General features: G+C 70.5%; 24 protein-coding genes. 7 read left to right on the forward strand and 17 right to left on the reverse strand.

Annotated features, from left to right (window positions below):
• Positions 1–31: 31 nt before the first annotated feature.
• Positions 32–550 carry a hypothetical protein gene (locus tag E5F05_RS02895; protein WP_138223705.1) on the reverse strand — a complete coding sequence of 173 codons (519 nt, stop codon included), beginning with the start codon at positions 548–550 and terminating at the stop codon, positions 32–34.
• 206 nt (positions 551–756) lie between these two features.
• Between E5F05_RS02895 and E5F05_RS02900 the strand changes: the two genes are divergently transcribed.
• The 6 genes from E5F05_RS02900 (at position 757) to E5F05_RS02925 (ending at position 6,992) form a co-directional block, all read left to right on the forward strand.
• Positions 757–1,128, forward strand: a complete 372-nt coding sequence (locus tag E5F05_RS02900; RefSeq protein ID WP_138223706.1) for a hypothetical protein — start codon at positions 757–759, stop codon at positions 1,126–1,128.
• 319 nt (positions 1,129–1,447) lie between these two features.
• Positions 1,448–2,686 carry a sensor histidine kinase gene (locus tag E5F05_RS02905; protein WP_138223707.1) on the forward strand — a complete coding sequence of 413 codons (1,239 nt, stop codon included), beginning with the start codon at positions 1,448–1,450 and terminating at the stop codon, positions 2,684–2,686.
• Complete coding sequence (locus E5F05_RS02910; RefSeq protein ID WP_138223708.1) at positions 2,683–3,309, forward strand: response regulator; 627 nt, start codon at positions 2,683–2,685, stop codon at positions 3,307–3,309. Before E5F05_RS02905 ends, E5F05_RS02910 begins: the two co-directional genes overlap by 4 nt.
• Positions 3,306–4,268 (forward strand): phosphotransferase enzyme family protein, encoded by a 963-nt coding sequence (locus tag E5F05_RS02915; protein WP_138223709.1) that lies wholly within the window; start codon positions 3,306–3,308, stop codon positions 4,266–4,268. The genes E5F05_RS02910 and E5F05_RS02915 overlap by 4 nt, the downstream gene beginning before the upstream one ends.
• A 160-nt stretch (positions 4,269–4,428) precedes the next feature.
• Positions 4,429–5,259, forward strand: coding sequence for a CPBP family intramembrane glutamic endopeptidase (locus tag E5F05_RS02920; RefSeq protein ID WP_138223710.1), 831 nt, complete (start codon positions 4,429–4,431; stop codon positions 5,257–5,259).
• A gap of 320 nt (positions 5,260–5,579) precedes the next feature.
• Positions 5,580–6,992 (forward strand): DsbA family protein, encoded by a 1,413-nt coding sequence (locus E5F05_RS02925; protein ID WP_171029490.1) that lies wholly within the window; start codon positions 5,580–5,582, stop codon positions 6,990–6,992.
• 11 nt (positions 6,993–7,003) lie between these two features.
• Here E5F05_RS02925 and E5F05_RS02930 read toward each other — a convergent pair whose 3' ends face one another.
• The 11 genes from E5F05_RS02930 to E5F05_RS02985 all read right to left on the reverse strand — a co-directional run bounded on the left by E5F05_RS02930 (position 7,004) and on the right by E5F05_RS02985 (position 17,258).
• Positions 7,004–7,240 carry a hypothetical protein gene (locus E5F05_RS02930; protein ID WP_138223712.1) on the reverse strand — a complete coding sequence of 79 codons (237 nt, stop codon included), beginning with the start codon at positions 7,238–7,240 and terminating at the stop codon, positions 7,004–7,006.
• 57 nt (positions 7,241–7,297) lie between these two features.
• Complete coding sequence (locus E5F05_RS02935) at positions 7,298–7,459, reverse strand: UTRA domain-containing protein (RefSeq protein WP_375791560.1); 162 nt, start codon at positions 7,457–7,459, stop codon at positions 7,298–7,300.
• Positions 7,460–8,015: 556 nt separating this feature from the next.
• The gene (locus tag E5F05_RS02945) at positions 8,016–8,792 is read right to left on the reverse strand and encodes a bestrophin-like domain (protein WP_138223713.1); all 777 of its coding nucleotides are present in this window, start codon (positions 8,790–8,792) and stop codon (positions 8,016–8,018) included.
• A gap of 256 nt (positions 8,793–9,048) precedes the next feature.
• The gene (locus tag E5F05_RS02950; protein ID WP_138223714.1) at positions 9,049–10,341 is read right to left on the reverse strand and encodes an alpha/beta fold hydrolase; all 1,293 of its coding nucleotides are present in this window, start codon (positions 10,339–10,341) and stop codon (positions 9,049–9,051) included.
• 109 nt (positions 10,342–10,450) lie between these two features.
• A complete protein-coding gene (locus E5F05_RS02955; protein ID WP_138223715.1) occupies positions 10,451–10,879 on the reverse strand; it encodes a CHRD domain-containing protein in 429 nt (142 codons plus the stop codon).
• A gap of 147 nt (positions 10,880–11,026) precedes the next feature.
• Positions 11,027–11,476: a protease inhibitor I42 family protein gene (locus E5F05_RS02960; protein WP_138223716.1), complete on the reverse strand. Its 450-nt coding sequence runs from the start codon at positions 11,474–11,476 to the stop codon at positions 11,027–11,029.
• A gap of 11 nt (positions 11,477–11,487) precedes the next feature.
• A complete protein-coding gene (locus E5F05_RS02965) occupies positions 11,488–12,084 on the reverse strand; it encodes a hypothetical protein (protein ID WP_138223717.1) in 597 nt (198 codons plus the stop codon).
• A gap of 17 nt (positions 12,085–12,101) precedes the next feature.
• Positions 12,102–12,545: an MliC family protein gene (locus E5F05_RS02970; protein ID WP_138223718.1), complete on the reverse strand. Its 444-nt coding sequence runs from the start codon at positions 12,543–12,545 to the stop codon at positions 12,102–12,104.
• 175 nt (positions 12,546–12,720) lie between these two features.
• Positions 12,721–13,032: an antibiotic biosynthesis monooxygenase family protein gene (locus E5F05_RS02975; RefSeq protein ID WP_138223719.1), complete on the reverse strand. Its 312-nt coding sequence runs from the start codon at positions 13,030–13,032 to the stop codon at positions 12,721–12,723.
• A 195-nt stretch (positions 13,033–13,227) separates the two neighbouring features.
• A complete protein-coding gene (locus E5F05_RS02980; RefSeq protein ID WP_138223720.1) occupies positions 13,228–14,199 on the reverse strand; it encodes a hypothetical protein in 972 nt (323 codons plus the stop codon).
• A complete protein-coding gene (locus E5F05_RS02985; RefSeq protein ID WP_171029491.1) occupies positions 14,196–17,258 on the reverse strand; it encodes an ATP-binding protein in 3,063 nt (1,020 codons plus the stop codon). The genes E5F05_RS02980 and E5F05_RS02985 overlap by 4 nt, the downstream gene beginning before the upstream one ends.
• 527 nt (positions 17,259–17,785) lie before the next feature.
• Between E5F05_RS02985 and E5F05_RS02995 the strand changes: the two genes are divergently transcribed.
• Positions 17,786–18,694: an ABC transporter six-transmembrane domain-containing protein gene (locus E5F05_RS02995; protein WP_138223722.1), complete on the forward strand. Its 909-nt coding sequence runs from the start codon at positions 17,786–17,788 to the stop codon at positions 18,692–18,694.
• 103 nt (positions 18,695–18,797) lie between these two features.
• Here the strand turns inward: E5F05_RS02995 and iolB are convergent, their stop codons facing one another.
• From iolB to E5F05_RS03020, 5 genes are all read right to left on the reverse strand, one after another.
• Positions 18,798–19,628 (reverse strand): 5-deoxy-glucuronate isomerase, encoded by an 831-nt coding sequence (gene iolB / locus E5F05_RS03000; RefSeq protein ID WP_138223723.1) that lies wholly within the window; start codon positions 19,626–19,628, stop codon positions 18,798–18,800.
• Entirely contained in the window at positions 19,625–20,671 is a 1,047-nt protein-coding gene (iolG, locus tag E5F05_RS03005; protein WP_138223724.1) for an inositol 2-dehydrogenase, read from the reverse strand. Before iolG ends, iolB begins: the two co-directional genes overlap by 4 nt.
• The gene (locus E5F05_RS03010) at positions 20,668–21,516 is read right to left on the reverse strand and encodes a class II fructose-bisphosphate aldolase (RefSeq protein ID WP_138223725.1); all 849 of its coding nucleotides are present in this window, start codon (positions 21,514–21,516) and stop codon (positions 20,668–20,670) included. Before E5F05_RS03010 ends, iolG begins: the two co-directional genes overlap by 4 nt.
• Entirely contained in the window at positions 21,486–22,526 is a 1,041-nt protein-coding gene (iolC, locus tag E5F05_RS03015; protein ID WP_138223726.1) for a 5-dehydro-2-deoxygluconokinase, read from the reverse strand. Before iolC ends, E5F05_RS03010 begins: the two co-directional genes overlap by 31 nt.
• 73 nt (positions 22,527–22,599) lie before the next feature.
• Positions 22,600–24,081: a CoA-acylating methylmalonate-semialdehyde dehydrogenase gene (locus E5F05_RS03020; RefSeq protein ID WP_138223727.1), complete on the reverse strand. Its 1,482-nt coding sequence runs from the start codon at positions 24,079–24,081 to the stop codon at positions 22,600–22,602.
• Positions 24,082–24,083: the final 2 nt, after the last annotated feature.

The following is a 24,083-nucleotide window of genomic DNA, read 5'->3' on the forward strand; positions in this document are numbered from 1 at the left end:
CTCTGTCGGGCGTCAGGCCAGGTGCCGCGCCTCAGCGGGCGGCCGCCAGACTGGGCCCCCTGGCACTCGACGAGCGCAGGGCAATCAGGGCCACACGGGTCACCACCATCGCCAGGGCCATCAGGACGAAGGCCGCGCGCCACGCATCGGCGCCCGTGATGGCGTGCTGCATGCTGAACTCGGCCACCCACCGCCCGAACCCGGGGTTCCGGGTAGCGAGTTCGGCAAAGGCCACCCGCAGGCCGATGGCCGCCAGCCACACGGCCGCGTAGGCCCCGCCCGACTGCACGACCACCCGCTCCCCCTGCCGGTAGACCCGGGAGGCGGCCGCAGCGAGCACGCCGAAGACCACGCCGAGCAGGACCCCGGCCAGTTCGAGGGGCACGTCGTGCCCGGCCGTCGGGAGGTCTTGGAGGAAATACACGCCGACTCCACCGACGATCACCAGGGGGCGCAGGTAAGTCATGAGCGTGACGGTGCGCTTGCCGACCACGGTCGAGATCATCAGGGCAAGGATGGCGAGATTCAGGGTCCAGTCGAGGGTGCTCATGCGGGGCTCCTTTCGCCGGGCGCTCCCGGTCGTGTCCCCAGCCTGTCTCCCCCCGGGAGCGGAGCGCGCCCCCCCGCCGGACCAGGGGACCGTGGCCCGAAAGGGCTAAAGCGACGGGGCCGGACGGGTCACGCGCCGCGAGGGGGGCGCGGCGCACCCTGAGGGCAGATCGACCGGCCCCCCCGCGCCGGTCGCAGGAGGCCCAGATGCACCACGAACGTTCCACTGCTCGCACCCGCCGCGCTTCCCGTCCCCGGTCCACGACCACAGGCCTCGTGCTGCTCGCCCTGGGTGCCCTCGCCTTCGCCAGCAACCTTTCCGGGTATCCCCTACACGGGTTATGGACGGCGGTGCTGTTCGTCCCTGCCGTGGCGGCCTTGCTGAATGCTGCCCGGGTCGCCAGTGACGCTGGGCAGGTCACGCCTGTCGCGGCACGGTACGGCCTCGGCGGCCTGGCCCTCGGGCTGCTCGGCGTGACCCTGCTGCTCGGCCTCGCCTGGCCGCTCGTGGGCCCCATGTTCCTGATGCTGTTCGGCGCGGCGGCCCTCACCGGGGTGAGGCGGCGTGATCTGCGATGAGCACGGCGGATGCGCCATCCGCTCCCCCGCGCCCTACGGCAGCCTCCGCCCACACGGGCGCCATTGGAGCGGCGCTCCGGCATGGTGCAGGGTGAAGTACGGTGGGCAGGCATCGGTGCGGCTCTCGGCCGGGAGGGCCGCTTGAGGGCACCGGGCGGTTGCCCCGGCACCTGGCATGACGCGGGGGGTGTCCGGCTCCACCTGCTCAGTGCGGGCTGTGCAGGCGTGCTGGAGCAGACAGCCCGGCGGCAGGGGACCAGGGTTCCCGCCTAGCCCTTTGGAGGCATGCCAGGTGAGGCGCCGGTAGGTACGCTGAGGCATGCCCCTGCCCCTGTGGACGCTGGCCCCGGCCCTGCTGACCGCCACGCTGCCGGTGCTCAGGCCGTGGAGGATGCGCCCGGAGCGCCGGGCCTACTGGGCACGGTTCGGAGCAGTCGCCGCCCTGCTGGTGGCCCTGGTCGTCGGTCAGACGCTCCTCGGCGAGGGCCTGGCGGCGTGGCCCTGGGGGGTGGTCTTCGTGGCTGTCGCGTGTGCCTACGTGTACACCCTGGCGCGCCTCGACGACCTGGACGACCAGGCCGAGGCGTTCCGCTGGTTCACCCTCGCCTGCCTCCTCACGAGCGCCGCCGCCCTCATCACGCTCAACGCCGCCCTGGGCTTCATCGTCTCGGTCTGTACGATGCTCTTTCTGGGCGCCTGCATGCCGCTGAGGTGGCACCTGCGGGTCACGCTGCCCCTGGTGGCCGCCAACGTCTGGCTGCTCCAGGTGGTTTCCGCCACGCCGCCCACGCTGCTCCAGGCCCTCAGCGACGGGATCGGCCTGCTGGCCATGGCGATGTTCGGGTTCATCCTGCGCCGCGCCACCCGGCTCGGGCAGGACCTCGCGCGGGCGAATCGGCAACTCGAACAGCACGCGCGGCAGGCCGAGGAACTCGCCACCCTGCGCGAGCGCGCCCGCCTCGCCCGGGAACTGCACGACACGCTGGGTCACGCCCTGACCACCATCACGGTGCAGCTCGAAGCGGCCGAGCGCCTGCTGGAGAAGAACCCGGCCAGAGCACGTACCCTCGTGGAGCGCTCCCGTGACCTGTCACGCGGCGCGACGGTGGAGCTGCGCGCCAGTCTCGCGGCGTTGCGGGAGGGCGAGCGAACGCCACTCACCGAGGAGTTGCGCGCCCTGGCAGCCCAGGGCACGGCTGACGGGCCGACCGTCCGCGTGGATGTGGCCGAAGTCCGCCTCTCCCCCCAGCAGGAGCACGCCCTGGCCCGGGTGGCGCGCGAGGCCCTGCACAATGCCCGCCGTCACGCGCACGCCCGGCAGGTGCACCTCTCGCTGGAAGCCCGGAACGAAGTGGTCGAGCTGCGGGTGCAGGACGACGGCGTCGGCTTCGATCCTGCCGGGGTGCCGGGCGGCCACTACGGGCTGAGCGGCATGCAGGAACGGCTGCTGCTGCTGGGAGGAACGCTGGACGTGCGCTCGTGGCCGGGTGAGGGCACCACCGTCACCGCCACCCTCCCCCTGCGTATTCCATCCATTCCGGAGGTTCAATCCACATGACGATTACCCTGGCCCTGGTCGACGACCAGCCCCTGATGCGCTTCGGCCTGCGTTCCCTCTTCGAGACGGATGACGACTTCGAGGTGGTGGGCGAGGCCGGGAACGGTGCCGACGGCGTGCGGCTGGTGCAGGAGTTGCGGCCCGACGTCGTGCTGATGGACGTGCAGATGCCCGAACTCGACGGCGTGAAGGCCACCGCCCGCATCCGGGAACTGGGCCTCCCCTCCCGCGTGCTGATCCTCACCACCTTCGACACCGAGGAGTACGTCCTCGACGGCATCCGGGCGGGCGCGAGCGGCTATCTGCTCAAGGACGTGCGGCCCGGGGAGCTCTTCGACGTGGTGCGGCGGGTGGCGGTGGGGGAAGTCTTCATCCAGCCCAGCGTGGCGAGCAAGTACCTGCACCTGCTCACGACGCGGCAGCTCGAAACCGAACACCTCAGCCCCCGGGAAGAGGACGTGCTGCGGCGGCTGGCGCGCGGCCTGAGCAACAAGCTGATCGCCCGGGAGCTGGACATCAGCGAGAGCACGGTGAAAAACCACGTCAAGAGCATCCTGGCGAAGATGCAGGTCCGCAACCGCACCGAGGCCGCCCTCAACGCCCGCAAGTGGGTATCGGAGTGAGCCTCGCGCCGACGGCGGAACAGGCCCTCGGGGAGCACTACGGTCTGCGTGGGCCGTTCGAGCGGTTCCCGCTGGCCGCCGAGGGCCGCAACAACACCCTGGTGGCCTTGCGCTCCCCCGACGGGTCCTTTGTGTGGAAGCGGGGTGGAACGGGGCTGGGCCCGGCACAGCAGCGGGAGTTCGCCCTGCTGGAATGGCTGGCGGGCCAGCCGCTGCCCTTCCGGGTGGCGGCCCCCCTCCGGACGCTCGGGGGCGCCTGGGGCTGGGAGGAGGACGGGCTGAACGTCCTCTTGCCGCTCCTGCCCGGCGGGCGCCTCCCCGAAACCCCGGACGCATGGCGCGCGTTAGGCGTGACCCTCCGCGCCCTCCACGACGCGCTGGCCCGGTACCCCCGCGAGGAGGCACCCTGGCCGCTGGACTGGGCCGACCTGGGCCGGTTGCATCCCCGGGTGCCGGACCCGCTGGCGCTGTCCCGCGAGCGTCCAGACCTCTGGGGCGACGAGGCGACGGCGCAGGCCTGGCGGGCCGCGTTTCAGGAGACGCTGCGCCTCACGGGGGGTGGGTACGCCGCCCTGCCGCGTCAGGTTATCCACGGCGACTTCAACAGCGTCAACGTGCTGTTCGGCGGGAAGGCGGTCAGCGCCGTGCTGGACTTCGAGTTCGCGTGCCTCGGGCCCCGCGTGCTCGACGTGGCGACCGCGCTGGGCGAGGTGCTGCTGCGGGCAGAGCCGGATTGGGTGCTGGCCCAGGCGTTCCTCCGGGGGTACGGGGGACTGACGGCTGCGGAGGGGGCCGCGCTGCCCGCCGCCCTGCTGCTCCGCCAGGCGGCCGTGGGGGTCTGGGGACTGGGGCAGGCCCTGGAAGGCGGTGCGAACGCGACCACCCTCGCCCGCCTGAGAGAGCTGGCGGCCGTGCAGGCCTGGCTGAAGACCGGCGGGGCGCGGCGGCTCACGGGCTGAGGCTCTGGCGGTGAGCCGCCGAATCGCGGGCAGCACCCGGATAGCCCTTTGGGGTCAGCGGGTCGGCCCCTTTCGGAAGGCGCGGGCAGGAAGGTGGCGGGCACAAGCTGTCCTCGAGAGTCGGGCCGACCCGTTCACGCCCACTCGGGAGGAGATCCCCATGACCCAGCGCCACCACCGCCGGAACATCCGCCTCGCCACGCCACATTCCGACCCGCCCACCCTTCCGACCCCTCGTCCCGTTCTGGCGGCCTCCCTGCTGACCGCCGCGAGCATGGCCGCGTCCGGTCTGGTCGGCTGGATCGCCACCCGCTTCCTGCCCCCGATGGATGCGTCCTTCGTGGCTCTGGGCGTGATGACGGGACTGGCGACCGTGTTCGTGACGACCCTGCGCTGGTGGCGGGACCTCGGCCTGAGCGGTCCTCAGGAGTGGCGTCACCTCCACCTGTTCGCCCTCCCGGCCGTGCTGGTGCTCATCGTCCCGTTCCTGCACGGCGTGAAGCCGCTCCCCCTCTGGGCGGCCGTGTACCTGGCCGTGGGATACGCCCTCACGGGATTCTACGAGGAACTCTGGGCCAGGGGCGTGCTGCTGCGCGTGCTCCGCCCCTGCGGCGAGACGCGCGCGGTGCTCGTGTCGGCGTTGCTGTTCGGGGCAATGCACCTCGGGAACGTGCTGTACCGCGATCCACCCATCGTCCTCGCCCAGGCCGTCGGGGCATGCTGCTTCGGGCTGGCCTACGGGGCGCTGCGGTTCCGGACGAACGCCCTGTGGGTGTTGATGGCTCTCCATGCCATGCACGACTTCACCCTGCGGTTCTCGAACTTCCCGCCGATTCCGTTAAGTGTCGCGCAGGACATCCTGCTCCTCGGCTTCGCGGGGGTGCTTCTGAGGGGAAGTGGCCGTGGAGGACAACCAGCCCCGGCTGCTTCCGGAACGGGCACCGCCGGGACAGTGCTGACGACCCCACGTCTGAAGCGGCCCGTTCGGTGAGACGCGGTGGCTTGTGGGGGCGCGGCTTCTCACTGCCGCCTGACTTCGGCCACAGTCGACGCCCGGAAAAACGGCATCCAGGGGGTGAACAGGCGGCAGCCAGCAAACCCCTCGAGCAGCGGAACCGATCCTCGCCACTCCCAGAACAGACTATGCTCCCGTCCCGCCGATGCTCGCCCCAGCGGCACACCCAGTGCAGCTAGGCCCTTGCCCACCGTGAAGGTCTGTCCGCTCACCTCGAGGGGACGCGCTCCTCCCGCATCAAGGCCTCATTTCTTCTCCCGACCGCTCCTTCCCTATGAAATGTTAAGAGGATGAGCTTGCCCACGTCGCGCCATCTCACCCGGGTCCTGCTGAGCCTCAGCCTGCTGCTGTCCGTCACCCTCCTGGGTGCCCTGGTCGGTGCCTTTCGGCAGGGCGGGGAGGGCAACTTCGGCACCGCCCTCACCTGGCTGACCGACGGGATCCTGGTCGCCTGGGCGCTGTGGACCCTCCGGGAGTGGGTCCAGGCGCTGGCGAAGGGGCAGGGGCAGGTCCTGCCCGAGCGGGCCCGCCAGGCAGACCGGGCCTGGTCCTGGTTGCGCTTCAATCCCGTGATCACCGCCGGGGTGCTCGCCATCACCTCCTTCCTCCCCGGGGCCGAACAGCGACCCCTGCCGCTGATCGGCCTGCTGCTCCTCGCGCTGATTCCCTGGCTGATCCTCACCGCCCTCACCCAGGCCGTGCGCGAATGGCTGGCCGACGCGACGCAGGCGCTGACGGGCCAGCAGGGCGGGGTGCCCGAGGAGCGGAGCCAGAGGGTCCTCGCCTGGCTCACCTTCCTTCAGGTCGTCCAGGGCCTCTCGGCCCTGAGTCTCTTCACCCTGCTGACGCCCTCCACACCGGTCACCTTCGTGAACGTGCTGGGTGAGGGGCTCACCAGTCTCGCCGGAGTGCTGGGCCTGCTGACCGCGACCTGGTTCAAGGGTCTCGTCCGGCGCGTCTCCACTCCGGATCACCCTCCGGGAAACGGCGGCCCTCAGGACGAGCGCGGGGTGCCGGTGGCCGTGGTCCGGCCCTCCCGCGCCCGGAAGTTCTGGGTCGGGCTGGGGATCACGGCCGCACTGGCGGTGCTCGCGCTGATCGGCCTGGGCTGGTGGTTCGACCGCACCTCCCACGCGGCCACCCTCGGGCTGGAGCAGGGCGTCACGCCGCAGGGGCAGTACTTTTACGGCCGGGCGGACGCGCCCGTCACCGTCACCGAGTATGGGGACTTCCAATGTCCCGGCTGCCAGGCCTTCGCCACCTCGGAGCGGGCGAGGTTTCTGCGGGACGAGCTGCGGGCTGGCCAGGTGAAGATGGTGTTCGCCGATTTCCCCCTGCCCTTTCACCCGAACGCCGAGGACGCGGCGGTGGCGGCACGTTGCGCGGGGCGGGCGGGGAAGTTCTGGGCCTATCACGACGAGCTGTTTGCGCAGCAGGACACCTGGGCCGGAGAGGACGACCCTTCCGCCGTCTTTGTGCGGCTGGCGCAGGAGGTGGGGGTGCCCCTGCCCGCCTTCGAGGCGTGCCTGGCCTCACCAGAACCTCGCCAGGTGGTGCGGGCCAACGTCAAGGCCGGGAACACCCTGGGGTTGCCGGGCACACCGTCCTTCACGGTGAACGGTCAGCCGGTCCCGTGGACGGAAGACAGTTCGGTGGCCGGGTCGCTGGAGAACGTCCGGCGGGCGGTTCGGGAGGCGCTGAGGCAGTGAGGCGCGCGGGGCTACACCTGTCGCCGCCTCGTGTTCCCCCATGGCGTGAGGAAGTCCTCCGGATCAACTTTGGCCAGCGCGTCCTCGATCGCTTCCCCCAGCGACGCCTTCCAGTCTGGGGCACTGCCCCTGGGCTCGACGTTGTTCAGGCGCATGTCCACCTGCCGCGCGGCGACCACCTCCACCTCCATATCCTCGCCCAATTTCCCCTGAATCCGCGGTTCAAGGCTGGACCGCAGGTGGTCCAAGAGCTTGTGAGGGTGACCCGCACAACCGGGGTAGGCCCAGGCGCTTTGTTCCCCAGTTCAGGGCACGAACGAGGCCTGGAACCGGAAGCGGTCACTCCTCACCCAGGAGTTCACGTAGCTGACCCGCCGCTCCCCACTGAACGCCGTCCGGCGAATCAGCAGGACCGCCGTGCCGGGGGGGCCCCGCAGGAGCCCCGCCTCCTCGGCCAGCAGATTCACCGCACGAGTTGCACCAATGCTGTACTCCACCCCTGGATGCAGCAAACCCTGACCGAAGTCTTGGCGACGCTCCCGGTGGCAACAGTGTTGCCACCGGCACAAAATCGTATGGCATGGGAACGCTGGCAAGAGGGGTTGAGCGTGAAGTTCACGTTGCTGGAGGTCTTGCCCCACTCCGCCTGTTGCTGGTCTTGGACAACCTCACCGGGCACAAGACGCCGGACCTGGTGTGCTGATTGATGCGGCATGATGCCATGCCGCTGTACACCCCGGTGGCGGGAAGCTGGCTGAACATGGCCGAGTCCATTCAGCGCATCCTGGTTCGGCGTGCCCTCGCAGGCCACTGTCCCACCAGTGCAGCACAGGTGATCAAGGGGTTGGAAGCCAGTGCACGAGGGTGGAACAGTCACCCCACACCCTTCATCTGGGGAGGAAAACGACGAGCCCGCCGACAGCGGGCTCGTGCAAGAGGACATCCTTTGGGCGGTTCTGGCGCCTCCACCCTTCAGGTGGTCCGATGAAATCCTATGTTCGTACCAACTGACCCACCAGAACCTCACGGCGGGGTGGAGGACGCCGAATTATTCAGAATGAACAGCACCTGCTCGAAGGCCTCGGGGCCGACCTGGATCGCCCCGGTAAAGGACCGGTCGAGGGCCATCGCCAGGAACAGGATCAGCGCGATGGTCGCCGAGAGCGCCGCAACCATCAGGGCCTGCGACCGCACGTTCCGGACCCCGAAGAAGTACGCGAAGGCGATGGTGATCACGCCCCCACCCCACAACACGCCCCACATCAGGCCGGGCAGGTGGATCCGGCCGCTCAGCAGGCGCAGCCGCCGCGCATCCCCCAGGGTGTACAGGTTGGTCAGGGCCTGGGTGTACCAGAAGCTCTCGTAGGCGTTCCGGGGTCGGAAGCCCAGATAGGTCTGCCAGAGCCGGTTGTACCGTCCCCACGTTTCGAGGCTGGTCTGTCCCACGCTCATCTCCGGCCACTCCACGCGCAGCACGGCTTCGGTATAGGCGCGCAGTTCTCCCTTCAGCTCGGTCTGGAAGGCCGGGGGGAAGGCCTGCGCGCCGCGGTAGAGACTGGCAATCGCGTTGGCCTCCTGCTCGACGCGCACGCGGGCCTCTTGCTGCTCCTGCCACAGCAGGGCGACCACGAACGCCAGCAGCACGGCATAGACCACGCCGATGATGGCGTAGATGAAGCCCGCCACCTCCCGGTGTTCCTCCAGCACTGAAAGTTGCACCGAGCGGCGCACCAGCAGCATCCCCCCGAGCGCCAGCGCCACTGCCAGGGCGACGAACAGCCCTTCGCCCAGCCAGACCATCAGCCCACCCCTGAGACGAACTTCGGGTGAGTCGCAGACGAACCCGGGCGAAACGAGAAGAACCGACCGGCTGGCGGCGGTGGATCATGAGCGGGTGAGCCTCCGGCGTTTGCAATAAGAAAGGCGCCTGGCAAAGCTCTGGAGGAGAGGGGCCGCCCCTGAGCCTCCCGCCAACGGGGAACCTCCGCTGTCCTGCCCGGATGTTCTGGCGTCAGAGCAAGCCGGTATGAGCTGGATTCAGGCAGGGCGGCGCGGCTCATAGGCCTCCCGGATCACCGGGCAGGAGCGGCTCGGTGAAGGCGCGGCCCACGTCGGTCAGGTCGCCCGTCAGATTCTCCCCGGCGGGTTTCGGCCCGCCCGCCACCCAGGCGGTGAGGTCGTCAAACGCGGCCTCTTCCTCGATCTGGCTGAACTGGCAGTGCCCGGGACGCCGGATGGCCCGCTGCACCAGCAGGTCGCCTTTCCCGGCCGCCTCGACCTTGCGGCGGTAGTTCGCCTCCACGAAGATCGGCACGAAGGGGTCCCCGGTCGTGTGCAGGGTCAGCAGCGGCACGGTGATGTTCCCGCTGGGAATGCCGTAGATGGCCGGTTTGGGCAGGTCGCGTGCTCCGGGGGTGGCGGCGATTCTCTGAATCCCCCGGTTCAGGGTCACCTCGTCCAGACCCAGCCCGGGGTCGATGCGGTACACCGTCCCCACGTTGGTCGTCACCTGCGTTTCCGGCACCAGATTGGCGACGCCGGTGTATTTGGTGCTGAAGCCTGCCTCATAGAAGTTGGCGTCCAGGTCGAACGGGAGGTTCAGGCCCTGCTGCCGGAAGGGACGGGGGCCGCCGGAGAGGTACTTCTGCACCGAATCGAACTGGCGCCCCAGCACGGTGTAGTTCCCCGGCACCCCCAGCCGGGGCCGCACGACCTCCGGGTAGGTGGTGAGCAGGAAGCGTGGATCGAGAACCGGGAGCAGCATCGGGCCGAAGTTCTGCCCGGCGATGTACTCGCCCACCAGGCGGTAGGACAGGAAGTAGTCGAACACTTCCAGCCCCACCAGCGCCCCGCACTCGGCCAGCGCGCCCTGGTAGGCCTCCGGATGGGTTTCGAGCGAGTCGGTGACGATGTTGCCGCCCATCGAGCGGCCGTAGAGGAAGGTGCGCTTGGGTGTTCCCACCACCTGCCCGAAGAACTGGCGCAGATCGTTGAGGTCGTCGGCCCCCTGGCGCACCGCCCAGCCGTTGACGCTGTAGGTAGAAGCGGCCCAGGCGTAGCCCCGCTCGATGAGGTGGGCGCGGATGGGCGGGAGAACTTCTTCCAACTTGAGGCCGAAGCCCTCGAAGCCGTGGGCATACATCACGAGCTGGCCGTTCCAGTTCCGGGGCACCTCGATCTGGTAGCCGTAGCCGCTCCGCGTTCCGTAAAGGGCGCGGGCACCGGGGAGGGGCGTGAACTTTGGATTGGTGACCCGGTAGGCCCACGAGCCGGGGTTGTCCAGCAGCACGACGCACCCCGACAGGCCCAGGGACAGGGCGGCGAGCAGCACAGAGAGGCGTCTTTTCATCAGCACCTCCGGGGCGCCGGGGAGGGGACCGCCGTCACGGAACCCCGGAAGGAGCTGGGGTGAGCTGCCCCTCCCGGGTTCTCTGCCGGGTCAAGCCCCCGGACCGGGGCTATTGCAGCAGCCGCTCGACCACGCCGCTGATCCGGGTGGTCCCCGCGTGGAGGTCCACGTACATCTGCCGGTTGTTCAGCCACGCGATCTGCTGGTCGGTGAGGGTAAAGGTCCCGCTGATCCGGCCACTTCTGGCCCCGTTGGTCACCTGGTCGATGGTCAGGGCCAGGCTCACGCTGGCGGCGCTTTCCGTCTCGCCCGGCCCATAGAGATGCGCTGCGGTGGCCGCAGTGGTCAGGTTGTTGAACGTGCCCAGGACCGTGAGGGTATGGCCCGTGAGGGTGAGGTTGGCCTGGCCGGTCCCGAGGGCGACACCGCTGGTCCCGCCCGTCAGGTTCACGGAGTAGTTGGTCGTCATCTGGAGCTGGCCGCAGGCCGTGAACGTGAGGGCGAGTCCGGCGAGCGTGCTGAGGGTCAGTCTGTTCATACCATTCTCCTGAAGAGGTCGAGATGAGAGGGGAAAGGCGACCGGGCGGGCCTCCGGTAAAAAGCTCCGTTCCGCGTTGCTTCCTCCTTATGCGCGTAGGGAGAGGGGGCAGCGTTGCCGGGGGCGGCCGTCCCGGCAAGTCTCTGCTTACCGCACGAACACGAACAGCTCGAAGGTCTGCGGGTTGGGGGGCAGGGCTTCGAACGGGCGGCTGTAGGTCAGCGACAGCGGAAACTGGCCGGGCGCGGCGGCGCGGTAGCGCAAGACCACCGCGCCGCCCGCCCCCAGGCCGGTCGAGGACGGCCTGAAGCCCGCAGCACCGAGCTGCTCCAGCCCCGGCCCCAGCGGCAGGCTCAGCGACCAGGAATAGCCCGTGCTGGGGTTGCCGGGCAGGCTCAGTTCCAGCGTGTCGCCCACCCGCAGATCCACGATGCTGCCGTCGGCCTCCTGGTCCAGCCGGATGGTCTTGGGCACGAAGCGGCTGGGCGCGGGCTGGACACTGGCCGGAGAGGCCGTACCGCCCGAGGTCGCCGCCGGGGCACAGGCCCCCAGCAGCAGGAGCAGGCCGAGAACGGTGGGGGCCAGAAGAAGCTTCATGCGCACTCCTTTCAGTACCAGGCGACGTTCACGCCCACCTGCGTTAAGGAGAGACTGCGGTTCCCGGTCTGGTAGAACACCCGCCACAGGGGCAGCGTCCGGTCGATCCCGCCCGCCACCACCCCGCCGTCCGGGCAGCCGTAGTTGATCCGCAGCCCGGCCACCGGCGCCGTGGCTCCCGTCAGCAGGGTGCAGCGTTGCCCGTTCGCCAGTTCCAGCGCCCAGGGCATGCTGCGGGCATAGTCGGGATCGGCGGCGAGCTTGGCGTTGGAGGGGAGCGCCTTGTTCACGGTGAGCAGGACGGCATTCGCGCTCCAGGGGTCACGCGAGCAGGCCAGCGGCGCCCGGTCGCCCAGGGAGGCGAAGCAGGGGTCGAGGATGGCGTTGCCCGCCGAGCAGCGGTAGGCGTCGGGCCGGGCGGAGGTGGCGACGGAGGCGGCAAAGCACGAGCCGCTGGCCCGCCCGGTGACCGCCACGCCGATCAGCAGGCCTCCGCCCGGCTGAAAGGGCGTGTAGAGGCGAAGGGTGGTCGCCTGGGGCGTCCCCGTCTGGGCGAGGGCGGGCGGGGCGAGAGCGGTCAACAGCAGTCCGGTGAGGAAACGTCGCATGGGCTGTGGCCTTCCCGTTACGAGGGGCGCGCGACGCAGTTGTTGGCGACGATGATGCTGTCCTGCGTCAGGCCGGGCTGGGTGAGGAAGCCCTGGTTGCCCTTGGTGACCCAGGTGTAGAACCCGTTGCTGTAGCGGACGCCCGAGGCGGACTGGGCCTGGTTCAGGGTAGAGGTGGTGCCCTGCCACGTCACCTGCGCCACGTTCGCGCCGACATAACTCACCGTGACGCTCTGGCCTCCCTCGCAGGCGTAATTCACGGTGTTGACGGGAGGCTGCGGATTGGGGTTGGGAAAGGGGATGGGCTGAGGAAAGGGCACCGGCGTGATCCCGGCCGAGCTGTTGTCGGGCACCGGGATGACGGCCTGCCCCCCCGGCTGCATGACCGGCGCGCAGGCGCTCAGGGTGAGCAGGGCCAGGGGCAGGCCGAACCTGCTCTTCTCGCGGGTGACTCGGATCATGGCGGCGCTCCTTTTCCGGACAGCTTCGGCATGAGAGGCGAAGGGCCGACGCCAGGACTACGCGACCTTCATTCCTGGCCAGGTGAGGGAGAGGTGGGGCGGTTCCCCGTCTGGCAGAACACCTGCCCCCACGGCTGCCCCTGGCCGGTTCATCCCGGCTCCTCCCCCGGGAGCTTCAGGCCCAGCGGCCTGCCTGGCTCGACACGCTGACCTCGTAGTAGTCGCGGCTGGGCGGCGCCCCCAGCACCGGCTGGAAGCGGGCGATCTCTTCCTGAAACACCCCGCTGGCCTCGACCGCCCGCATGTCGGCCTCGCTCTCCCACAGCGTCAGCAGCAGGCCCCGGCCGGTGCTGAGGTCGGTCAGCAGCCGCGCGCCGCTGAAGCCCTTCTGCCGCTCCAGCAGGGGCAAGACCGCGTCGCGGTAGATGAGAACAGCGCCGCTCATCTTGCCGGGACGAATCTGAACGGTCACGACCCGTGCGTGCATCTCAACCTCCACCTGCCGGAAGGCCCGGCCCGGCCCCCTGAACGTCCCGACGAGCCGCCTTCCCCGCGCACCCTCTGTCCCTCCTTCCGGGCGAGTCCCCGCCCCGGCTTCAAGGGTGCAAAACGGAGCGTGACGCGCGCGTGATGCGGCGCGGCCAGGAAGAGGGCCCCACTTCACGAACCCCCCGGCGGCCGGTCAGAACAGCGCGAGGTTGAGCAGGTGCAGCGCCAGCCAGAGCACCGGGATAAACACCAGGAAGAAGTGGGAGATTCGCCCGCTGCGCGCCGCGATCCACTCGCGGCCCCGGCCCTTGCGGCTGTCCTCGACCAGCAGCCACACCGAGGAGATCAGGCCCAGGAACAGCGCGAAATAGTTGATCAGCGAGAAGCGGTCGGCAAAGGTGAGGTAGCCGACCGGCGGGATCGACGAGGTCATGTTGAGGTGAAACAAGACGACGGCGACGAGGGCGGCCCCCATCGCCGCCGTCCGGGCCTGGGCCTTGTCCGGCGCGTGGAGCAGCAGGGCGACGAACCCGCTCAGGGTGATGATCAGGCTCGGCAGCAGGGACCCCCGCAGCGCGGCCAGCAAGGCCCGCCGCACCGTGACGCTGAAAACGAAGTGCGAGAAGGTCTGGTCGAAAGTCGGGTAGTACCGCTCGCCCACCCGCGCGTGCCAGCCGGGCACCAGTTCCAGACCCGTCACGATCACGTCCTGCGCGATGCCGGAATGCGTCCGGTCGGGCAGGTAGACCAGGCGCTCGACCGGCAAGGCCTTGTGTTCGAGGGCGACGCTCAGGTCGTAGCGGTCGAAGGGGTAGCGGCGCAGGTCGAAGTTGCCCTGCAACGTGGCGTACACCCGGTAATCCTGGCGGGTGGGCAGGTCGAGCTGCTTGTCCAGCACTGTCGCGCGGCCGTTCATGAACTCGAAGTCGCCCGCGTCGCAGGGGCGGTCGCAGCGGAAACTCAGGTAGAAGTCGGCGGTGAAGGTGCCGTTCGCGGTGTCCAGCCGCCCCAGGCTGAGCAGGTACACGGCCACGGAAACGCGGATCGGCCCCGCGTTCGGGCGCGCCTGGGCTCCCGCCGCGCCGGTGCAGAGCGCCAGAACAGCGAGCAGCAGGACCCGGCGAAGGCCCGGCGTGACCCCGCAGCTTCGGGCGCGCGGCCTCACCCGGCCGCTCCGTCCTGGCTCATCCCCGGCGCGGTGGGGAGGGCCAGGTCCAGCCCGGCGAGCGCCCGCGTCACGAGGGTCTCCAGGCCCGCCGGATCGCCGGGAGCCTCCACGAGTTCGCCCGGCACGAGCTGGCCCGCGAGGTTCTGCCCCAGCCGCCGGGCCAGCGCCCTCAGCCGGTGCTCGGCGGCAGGATGACGCTCCGCCGCGAGGAGCAGGGGGACCGCCTCGCGGACCTCGCCCCGCCGGAGCCGCCACTCCGCGAGGTAGACCAGGCCCACGAGCAGCCGCGGCGTCTCCCCGCTGACCCAGGCGAGGCGGATGGACCGCCGCAGGTGGCCCCGCGCCTGCCGGTCGTCGCCTGCGGCCGCGCTCACCCGCCCGAGGAGGGCGAGGGCGCTGATCTCCATCGTCTGGTGGCCTTCCGCCTGCGCCAGGGCGAGGCCCTCCTCCGCCAGGCGGCGGGCTTCCGCCAGGTTCCCGCGCTCGTAGGCCACTTCGGCCAGGTTCTGGAGGAAGTCCGGCACACGCTGGTGGAGTCCGAGCTCCCGGGCGAGGGCCAGGCCGCGCGTGAGGACCCGCCCGGCGTCATCGAGGTGGCCCCGGCCCAGGGCGACGTAGCCCTGGAGGTCCAGGCCGAAGACCAGGCCGAGCCGCTGGCCGATCCCGGCGAAAAGGGCCACCGACCGCTCGACCTGCCGCTCGGCCCGGTCGTAGTCGCCCAGCCCCAGCGCGACGTTCGCCAGGTTGTAGCGGAGCGTGGCCTGGTCGGGCACCCGGCCGTGCCGCTCGGCGAGGACCAGCGCCTCCCCGAAATGCCGCTCGGCCTGGGAAAAGGCCCCGGTGCGCTCCTCGACGGCCCCCAGAACGCCGAGCCCCGTGATGGCCTCCTGACTGTCCGGCAGCACGAGCGCCAGGCCCCGCTCGCCCAGGTACCGGGCCTCCTCGTAGCGCCCCAGGCGCATGGTGAACGAGGCCTGGGGAATCAGCACCTCGCCCAGCGCGGCGCCGTGTTCGGGCCCGGCCTCCTCCAGGGCGGCGGCGGCCTCCCCGTAGAGGGCTTCTCCCTCCTGGTAGCGGGCGCGCAGGCTGAAATAGGGCAGGCCTCCCACGGCGGCCCGCCGCCACTCCCGCCAGACCTGGCCTGTCCGGGCTTCCTCCACGCCCCAGTGCCAGGCGAGGCGGATATTCCCGAACTCCTCGTCGAGCGCCGCGAGGGCCGCCTGCCCCTGCGGCCCCCCGATCTCCCCTGACCGCTCGGCCAGCAGGGCGAGGTAGTACCGCCCGTGCCGCTCCCGCGCCGCCCGCTGTTCTCCGGGCTGCTCGGCCAGCTTCTCTCGGGCGTACTGGTGGAGCAGCGCGTGGCGGTCGTAGCGCCCCGAGTGGCTGCGGCGCAGCAGCGACTTGTCCACCAGCGCCGCCAGGACCGGCAGGGACGCGCCCGAAACCCGGCGCGCCGCCTCCAGCCGGAAGCCCCCCTGAAAGACCGACAGCGCGCGCAGCGCCGCTCCCTCGGCGGGGGTGAGCAGCCGCCAGGAGTGATCGAACACCGCCCGCAGGCTGGCGTGCCGCCCCGCCGCGTCGCTCCCGGCGGCGCTCAGGAAATCGAGGTTCTCGCCGATCTCCCGGGCGATGTCCGCCAGGCCCAGGCACCGCACCCAGCCTGCCGCGAGTTCGAGCCCCAGGGGTGAACCCGCGACCAGCTGGCAGATGCCGAGCAGGGGGGGCCACTCCTCCTCGCCGGGCGCGAAGTCCGGGCGCACCTGCCGGGCCCGTTCGAGGAAGAGCCGCACGGCGTCGAAGTATGCGTTGGGGGTCGGTCCGAGGCCCAGACTCTCGGGGTACTCCAGCCCCGCGAGGGGCAGCAGCCACTCGGCCTCGACCCCGAGCCGCCCCCGCGAGGTCACCAGGAGGCGCAGGTTCGGGCAGCGCCGGATGAGGGCCTGAGGGACGCCTGCCGCCTCCAGCAGGTGTTCGAAGTTGTCGAGCACCAGCAGCACCTGCCGGTCACCGAGCCAGCGGACCAGCTGGTCCAGCGGATCGGCCTGTCCCTGGGGCGTCAGGCCCAGGCCCGCGGCCACCCGGGCGGTCAGCTGCGCCTCCGAGGTCAGCGGCGCGAGCGGCACGAAGAAGACCCCGTCCGGGAAGCGCGGCGCGAGCCCCCGGGCGGCCTCCAGGGCGAGCCGGGTCTTGCCGATGCCCCCCGGGCCGGTCAGGGTCAGCAACCGGCACCCCGGCTGGGCGAGCAGCCGGGCAATCTCGGCGAGTTCGAGGTCCCGGCCCACAAACGAGGTGGTGGGCCGGGGCAGCGGCCCGCTGGAGGGGCCGGGGCGGGGCGGAGTGGCCCCGGGTTCCGGCAGCGCGGCGGGGGCGCTCAGGGTCCGGCCCAACTGGGCGAGTTCGGCGGTGGGCTCCAGGCCCAGTTCCGCGCGCAGCCGCTCCACAAAGGCCTCATACGCCTGCCGGGCCCGCTCGCGTCCCCCGGCGCGCAGCAGCGCCCCCACCTGGGCTTGCAGCGCCGCCTCGTCGAACTCGTCCGCTTCCAGCAACTGGCCCAGCAGTTCGGTAGCCTCCAGGTGCGCGCCTCCTTCGGTCAGCTCCCCGGCGCGGCGCAGCACGGCGGTCCGCCACAGGCCGCGCAGCCGCTCGCGTTCGCACCCCAGCCAGCCCGCGAATTCGCCCGGCTCGTCGCCCTCCAGCCGGTCCATCAGGGGACCGCCGTATCCGGCGAGCGCCTCGGCCCAGCGCCCAGTGCCCACCGCCTCCAGAAAGGCGGCCACATCGGTCTGTACCGGCCAGCGCAGCCGGTGCCGCTCGATTTCCAGGCCAGCCGCACACGTCAGCGCGCGGACCCGGACGAGGAGCTGGCGGAAATTGCCGCCCGCCACCTGCGGCGGACTGTCCGGCCAGAACAGAAAGGTGGGGTGATCGCGGTCCACCCAGTCGCCGCAGTAGGCGAGGTAGGCCAGCAGTTGATGGCGCTTGTCGGGAAGAAACGGGATGACGTGGGCCTCCTGTTCGGCCCACACGGCCCCCAGCAGGCGCAGGGAAGTGGTCACGGCGCGCCCCACCGGCGCGGCAACTTCCCACCGGAGCGGGGCAGGTTGTGGGCCAGCCAGAGAGCTCTCAAGCGACCACCCCTCGACAGACGACGCGACCGGGGCACGCTGGCACCCGCACGGAAGAGTTGGGATCAGTTTAGAGCATTTGTCCGAATTACGGTGCTGGAGGAAAGGCACCTCCAACACCTCCATTCTCCCAAACGCTCTCTTTATTTCGCTCGCTCCGCTCGGTCAAAAAGAAGGACTCTTTTTGACAAATGCTCTAAGCCCTTTCTGACCGCTCGACCCTCTTCCCCAAGGGGCCTTTCGTGAAGCGCGGGGTGGGTCCCTCCCCGGCGCGCGTCACGGGCACGTCACGGGGGAGGTGGCAGATTCAGCCCGGGAAGGCTGGCCCTGGGTCCTCCCCGGCGGTGGGGCGGCCAGGGCAGTGCCAGGAAAGGGAGGCGCCTCGTGAGGGAGATCGGTCCTGTTGCGCCGGGCGGGGGCGGCGTTCCCTTCCGCCGGGCATCCACCCGGCCCGCGCCATGACGGCCACCCTGGCGCGGACGATGGGGACGCTTTACCGCGCCTACCGGCCACGCATCCTGTTCACGTACGCCCTGACCCTGCTGGAAAACCTCTTCAACCTGCTGTATCCCTTCGCCACCGGCCGCGCCATCGACGGGTTGCTGCGGGGATCGTTCCTGGGCCTCGCGCTCTTCGCGGGCATCTGGCTCGCGCACAGCGTCACCGGGGTGATCCGCCAGCGTTTCGACACCCGCACCTTCACCCGGATTTACGGGGAGGTGGCCGCCCGGGTCGTGCTGGGCCAGGCCCGCCAGGGGCGCCCCACCTCGCAGATCGTGGCGAGAAGCGCGCTGGCGCGGGAGTTCGTGGACTTCTTCGAGCGCGACGTGCCCGCCGTGATCGGGGCGCTGGTGGGCTTTGCCGGGTCGCTCGCGATGCTCCTGGGGTACGACCGGCTGACCGGGCTGGTCTGCCTGGCCCTGCTGCTGCCGGTGGGACTGGTGAGCCGCCGCTTTGCCCGCCGCGCGCTGGCGCTCCACCGGGGCCTCAACGATGAACTCGAACGCGAGGTGGACGTGTTGGGCAGACCGGGCGGCGGGGCGGTGCGCGAGCACTACCGGCGGCTGGCCACCTGGCGCGTGCGCCTCTCCGACGTGGAGGCGACGGGCTGGGGCGTGCTGGAACTGTTCCTGATCGCCCTGGCGGGGTTCGTGATCGTGCGGGCGGTGCGGCTGCCGGGCGCGCAGCCGGGCACCATCTACGCGGTGATCGCCTACCTGTGGACCTACCTGGACAGCCTCGCGGGCGTGCCTGCCCTGGGGCAACAGCTCGCGCGGCTACGCGACATCGGGCAGAGGCTGCACGGTGCCGTGGAACAGCGAGACGCGGAACCTCCCCATCTCCCGGGACAACCCCCCGGACCTTGAAAACACGCGGGCAACCGCCGTCTTCACCACCGGTCAGGACAGGGTGGAGCGCCTGATCTACAGCCAGCCGGGGTGTCTGGCATATACCGCCGTCTCCCCTGGCCTACCCCTCCAGACCCGGCGGGGGGAAAGGGAGCGGCATCGCCCGTCCCGCCCAGTCCTGCCGCATCCAGGCCCACTGCGCCTCGTCCACCGGCGGGAGGCGGCGCTGCTCGCCCTGGGCCTCCCCGGCCATGAAGTTGAGGTAGTACACGTTGCTGCCCGGCGCGGCGGCGACCGGGTGATAGCCCCGGCGCGAGAGGATCAGGTCGCCGTCGCGGGCGAGCAGCAGTTCGTCCTCGCCGTCTTCGGGGCTGTAGTTGCGGTGGACGGCCCAGCCCTGGGGCGGTGAAACGCGGTAGTGGTACGTTTCCTCGATGTACAAAGACCCCAGCCTCCCGTCGTGGCGGTGGGGCGGCCAGCCGCTCCAGTTCCCGCTGGGCGTGTAGACCTCGTAGAGCAGCAGGCGCTCGGCGGGCAGGTCCGGGCCGAGGATATGGCTGACCTGCCGGGTCGCGTTCGCCCCGCCGCGCAGCTCGACCCGCATCTCCTCCGGGCGGAACAGCCGCAGCGGCAATGCTCCACTGGCCGGAGCGCCTCCCCAGGCGAAGACGCCCTCACCACTCACGCGGTAGGCCACGCCGGGCGGCAGGTACAGGACGTGCGGCAACTCGCTGAACACGTCCCGGCGGGTGAGGTCGAAAGTCTGCCCGCCCGCCTCCACGCGCAGCCTGCCCTCCTGGGGCACCAGGGCCACCTCGTTTCCGCCCGTGTTCGCCTGGTGCGTCTGACCCGGCGTGAGGCGCACCACGCCGAAGGACAGGTACTCCCACCCGGCGCTTTCCGGCGTGACACCCACCTGCCCGCTCGCGTCGGGGCGGAGGTGGTTGGTCACGAGGGCACCGCCTCTCCCGCCTGCACCTCGGCCACGCGCACCGGGCGGCCTTCTTGCAGGCTGCGGGTGCAGGCCAGGGCCAGGCGCAGGGACTCCACGGCGTCACGCGGCCCGGGTTGCGGCACCTCGCCCGCGCGGAGGAAGGCCACGAAAGCGGCGATCTCGGCGCGGTAGGCGTCCTGAAAGCGGTCCATGAAGAAGTGGTAGTGGTCCATGCTGACGCCTTCCCCGTAGCGCAGCAGCGGCGTTTTCGGGGTCGCCTCCAGCACCAGTTTCCCCCCGGAGCCGAAAACCTCGGTGCGGACGTCGTAACCGTACACGGCGCGGCGGGAGTTCTGGACGACGCCCTGCGCCCCGCCCACGAACTTCAGCAGCGCGGTGGTCGTGTCGGCGTCCCCGATCTCACCGATGGCCGGGTCCACCTTCGCGTCCCCGATGGCCGTCACCTCCTCCACCTCGCCCACCAGGAAGCGGGCGATGTCCAGGTCGTGAATCGCCTGATCGAGGAAAATGCCGCCCGAGCCCTTCAGGTAGTCCAGGGACGGCGGGGCGGGGTCACGCCCGGTCGCGCTGAACTGCTCGACGGTGCCCAGTTCGCCCGCCAGGATGCGCTGCCTGGCCTGCGCGAACCCCGCGTCGAAGCGCCGCTGGAAACCGATCTGGAAGGGGACGCCCCGTTCCTCCACGATCCGCATCACCCGTTCGGTTTCCGCGAGGTCGGCGGCGACCGGCTTCTCGCAGAAGATGGCCTTTCCGGCGTTCGCGGCGGCCTCGATCAGGGCGGCGTGCGTGCGGGTCGGCGTCACGATGATGACCGCCTGCACCTCGGGATCGTGGATGGCGTCCAGGGGATCGCTGTACGTCCGCCCCGCGCGGGTCAGCCGGGCCACCCGCTGCGCGGCCTCCTCGATGGGGTCCGCGACGGCCACGACCTGCGCTTCCGGCAGGCCGACGAGGGCGCGGCCATGCTCAAGGCCCATGCGGCCCGCGCCGAGGATGGCGAAACGAATCGGTGAAGCGGTGAACTCGGGGGACTGGGTCATGGTTGAAGCTCCTGAATGAGTGTCTGGGGACCGGGCTGGGGGGACAGCCGTTCGATGTATGTCCGGGCGACCTCCCGCACGGCCCCCCGTACCCGCGTGCTGCCCTGGCGGTGGGACGTGCCCGCGCCCGCTTCCCGCCAGGCGCCCAGCACGGCGCGGTAGAGGGCGCTCCCCACGTTGACCTTCACCACGCCGCAGGTGAGGGCCGCCCGCAGGTCGTCCGGCTGGATGCCGCTCCCACCGTGGAGCACGAGCGGTCCATTCACTGCATCTGCCACCGAGCGCAGCAACGCCAGGTCCAGACGGCTCTCATGGCCGTGTTCGCTCCCGACCGCGCAGGCCACCATATCCGCGCCCGCCTCCCGCACCTGGGCCGCGTGGCGGGGATCGGTGGTTTCCAGCACGTTGTCCTCGGCCCCCGGCACGCCGAAGCTCTCGGCGCTGACTTCCAGGCTGGCCCCGGCGGCGTGGGCGATCTCGGCCAGATGGCGGGTCTGGACCAGCACTTCCCCGAAGGGGAGGCCCTGGCCGTCGAACATCACGCTGGAGTACCCGGCGCGCAGGCAGGCGACGACCTGGGCGAAGTCCCGCCCGTGGTCGAGGTGCAGGCCCACCGGCACGCTCACCTCGTCCGCCAGGGCGCGGGTCATCTGCGCAAAGACGTGGGGGCTGGCCTGCTCGATATCGGCGGGGTAGGTTTGCAGCAGGATGGGGCGGTTCAGTTCCTGGGCGGCCAGCACGCAGCCCCGCGCCATTTCCAGCGAGCAGACGTTGAAGGCGGGCAGGGCGGAACCTTCCCGGTAGGCGGCCTGAATCAGCGGGCGAGCGTCGGTGACGTAGGGCATGCCCACCCTCCTTTCTCCTCCACGAAGGTGTCCACCTCGGCCTGGGTCGGCGTGAAGTCGGCGCAGCCGATACGGGTCACCACGATGGCCCCGCAGGCGTTCCCCAGGCGGGCGCTGCGGAACCAGTCCCAGCCGCGCAGACGCCCGGTGATCAACCCGGCGGCGAAGGCGTCCCCGGCCCCCAGCACGCTGAGCACCTCGACCGGAAAGCCGGGGACGCTGAGCGGCTCCTCCCCCGCCCGGTGGACAGTGCAGCCGCGCTCGCCTTCCTTCACGACCACGGTGGACACGCGGGCCAGCAGCGCGGCAGTGTTCGCGGCCACGTCTCCACGAATCTCGGGGGCCGTCATCTGGTCATGGCGGATGGTGATGTCGGCGGGGTCGGTGAGCATCGCCGCGTTGATCTCCTCCTCGGTGCCGATCACCACGTCCACGTTCGGCAGCAGCGCGCGGATGTTCAGCCCGAAGGCGCGCACGTCATGCCACTGGTTCGCGCGGAAGTCCAGGTCGAGGTACACGGGCACACCCGCCGCGTGGGCACGCTCGCAGGCGGAGAGGGTGGCGCTGCGCCCCGGCTCTTTGGAGAGCGCGGTCCCGTTCACCACCAGGGCGCGGGCCTCCTCGATGGGCACGGCCTGGATGTCGTCGATGCTCAGTTGAATGTCCGCCGCGTTGTCGCGGTAGAAGGTGATGGGGAAGCGGTCGGGAGGCTGGACGGCCAGGATCACCGCGCTGGTGCGCGCGCCCGGCTTGCGGGGGATGTAGGCGGTGCGGACGCCCTCGCGTTCCAGGCCCGCCAGGATGAAGTCGCCCACCTGATCGTCGCCCACGGCAGTCACGAGGGCGGCGTCCACGCCCAGCCGGGCCGCGCCCACGGCGATGTTGAGGGGACTGCCGCCCAGATAGGCCCCGATGGTCCGCACCTCCGGCAGCGGCTTGCCGATGTCCTGAGAGTAGAGATCGATGGAACTGCGCCCGATGGTGATGAGGGAAGGTCTAGTGTCGGTCATGATGCCCTTTTCGGATGTGTGAGGGTCGAGGGGGCCTGCGATGAATCAACCCTCAGCCCTCCTGGCCCATCCCTCAGAACGTGCGGCTCCACTCGCGCGGCCAGCGTTCGACGACCACCTTCGTCTCGGTGTAGAACTCCACGCCGTGCCGCCCCTGCGCGTGCAGGTCCCCGAAGAAGGAATCGCCCCAGCCCGAGAAGGGGAAGTAGGCGATGGGCGCGGCCACGCCGATATTGATGCCGATATTCCCCGCGCGGACCTCGTGGCGGAACTTGCGGGCCGCCGCGCCGCTGCCGGTAAAGAGGCTGGCCTGGTTGCCGAAGGCCCGCTCGTTCACCAAGCGGATGGCCTCGTCCACGTTTGCGGCGTGCATCAGGCTCAGCACCGGGCCGAAGATTTCCGTGCGGGCGATTTCCCCCTGCGGCGGCACGTTCTCCAGCAGCGTCGGCCCCACGAAGTACCCCTGTTCGTAACCGGGCACCTTCGCCTGCCGCCCGTCCACGATGGCCCGCGCGCCCTCCTGCACGCCCTTTTCGATCAGCCCTTCCACCCGCTCCTTGCTCTGCTCATTGATCACTGGCCCCATCTGCACGCCCTCGTCGAAGCCGTAGCCCACCCGGCGGCTCTGCGCGAGGTCCACCATCAGGTCGGTGAACGCCTTCCGGCCGCCCCCCACCGTGATCGCCACACTGGTCGCCAGGCACCGCTGCCCCGCGCAGCCGAAGGCGCTGTCGGCCAGGATGGTCGCGGCCATCTCCATGTCGGCGTCGGGGAGGATCACCGCCGGGTTCTTCGCGCCGCCCTGGGCCTGCACCCGCTTGCCGTTCTTCGCGCCGCGCTCATAGATAGAACGGGCGACGGGGGTGGAGCCGACAAAGCTGATGGCACGAACCTGCGGGTGGTCCAGCAGCGCGTTCACCACGTCCTTGCCGCCGTTCACCAGAGACAACACGCCCGCCGGGAAGCCCGCCTGCTCGATCAGCCGGAACAGTTTCTCGGTGGTCAGCGGCACCCGTTCGGAAGGCTTGAGGAGAAAGGCGTTCCCGGTGGCGACCGCGTACGGCAGGAACCACAGCGGGATCATCGCCGGGAAATTGAAGGGCGTGATGGCGGCGACCACGCCCAGCGGCTGGCGGAACATGTGTTCGTCGATGCCGCTGGCGATGTTCTCGTTGTTGTAGCCCTGCATCAGCATCGGGATGCCGGTGGCGACCTCGATGTTCTCGATGCCGCGCCGGATCTCGCCGATGCTCTCGGCCCGGGTCTTGCCGCACTCGTCGGTGATGGTGCGGGCCAGGTCCTCGATGTGCTCCTCGATCAGCGCCTTGAGCTTGAAGAGGGGCTGGATGCGGTCCCCGACCGCCACCTCGCGCCACTCGTGGAAGGCGGCCTCGGCGGCCTGAACGGCGCGGTCCACCTCCTGCGCGGTGGTGAGCGGCACGTCCGCGAGGGTCTGGGCGGTGGCGGGGTTGATCACGGGCTGTACTTCTGCGGCCCGCGAGGGTTCCCAGTGGCCGCCCACGAAGTTCTGGAGCCGGGTCTGCGTCTGGGTCATAG

This window comes from Deinococcus metallilatus (genome assembly GCF_004758605.1).
Lineage (GTDB): Bacteria > Deinococcota > Deinococci > Deinococcales > Deinococcaceae > Deinococcus > Deinococcus metallilatus.

What these genes read in the sequence shown, in the direction of transcription:
- E5F05_RS02995 (WP_138223722.1), top strand. Translation starts at nt 17,786, where the DNA reads ATGACGGCCACCCTGGCGCGGACGATGGGGACGCTTTACCGCGCCTAC.
- E5F05_RS03020 (WP_138223727.1), bottom strand. Translation starts at nt 24,081, where the DNA reads ATGACCCAGACGCAGACCCGGCTCCAGAACTTCGTGGGCGGCCACTGG.
- E5F05_RS02970 (WP_138223718.1), bottom strand. Translation starts at nt 12,545, where the DNA reads ATGATCCGAGTCACCCGCGAGAAGAGCAGGTTCGGCCTGCCCCTGGCC.
- E5F05_RS02960 (WP_138223716.1), bottom strand. Translation starts at nt 11,476, where the DNA reads ATGAAGCTTCTTCTGGCCCCCACCGTTCTCGGCCTGCTCCTGCTGCTG.
- E5F05_RS02905 (WP_138223707.1), top strand. Translation starts at nt 1,448, where the DNA reads ATGCCCCTGCCCCTGTGGACGCTGGCCCCGGCCCTGCTGACCGCCACG.
- E5F05_RS02945 (WP_138223713.1), bottom strand. Translation starts at nt 8,792, where the DNA reads ATGGTCTGGCTGGGCGAAGGGCTGTTCGTCGCCCTGGCAGTGGCGCTG.
- E5F05_RS02965 (WP_138223717.1), bottom strand. Translation starts at nt 12,084, where the DNA reads ATGCGACGTTTCCTCACCGGACTGCTGTTGACCGCTCTCGCCCCGCCC.
- E5F05_RS02895 (WP_138223705.1), bottom strand. Translation starts at nt 550, where the DNA reads ATGAGCACCCTCGACTGGACCCTGAATCTCGCCATCCTTGCCCTGATG.
- E5F05_RS03010 (WP_138223725.1), bottom strand. Translation starts at nt 21,516, where the DNA reads ATGCCCTACGTCACCGACGCTCGCCCGCTGATTCAGGCCGCCTACCGG.
- E5F05_RS02950 (WP_138223714.1), bottom strand. Translation starts at nt 10,341, where the DNA reads ATGAAAAGACGCCTCTCTGTGCTGCTCGCCGCCCTGTCCCTGGGCCTG.
- E5F05_RS02955 (WP_138223715.1), bottom strand. Translation starts at nt 10,879, where the DNA reads ATGAACAGACTGACCCTCAGCACGCTCGCCGGACTCGCCCTCACGTTC.
- E5F05_RS02920 (WP_138223710.1), top strand. Translation starts at nt 4,429, where the DNA reads ATGACCCAGCGCCACCACCGCCGGAACATCCGCCTCGCCACGCCACAT.
- E5F05_RS02975 (WP_138223719.1), bottom strand. Translation starts at nt 13,032, where the DNA reads ATGCACGCACGGGTCGTGACCGTTCAGATTCGTCCCGGCAAGATGAGC.
- E5F05_RS02910 (WP_138223708.1), top strand. Translation starts at nt 2,683, where the DNA reads ATGACGATTACCCTGGCCCTGGTCGACGACCAGCCCCTGATGCGCTTC.
- iolC (WP_138223726.1), bottom strand. Translation starts at nt 22,526, where the DNA reads ATGACCGACACTAGACCTTCCCTCATCACCATCGGGCGCAGTTCCATC.
- E5F05_RS02900 (WP_138223706.1), top strand. Translation starts at nt 757, where the DNA reads ATGCACCACGAACGTTCCACTGCTCGCACCCGCCGCGCTTCCCGTCCC.
- iolG (WP_138223724.1), bottom strand. Translation starts at nt 20,671, where the DNA reads ATGACCCAGTCCCCCGAGTTCACCGCTTCACCGATTCGTTTCGCCATC.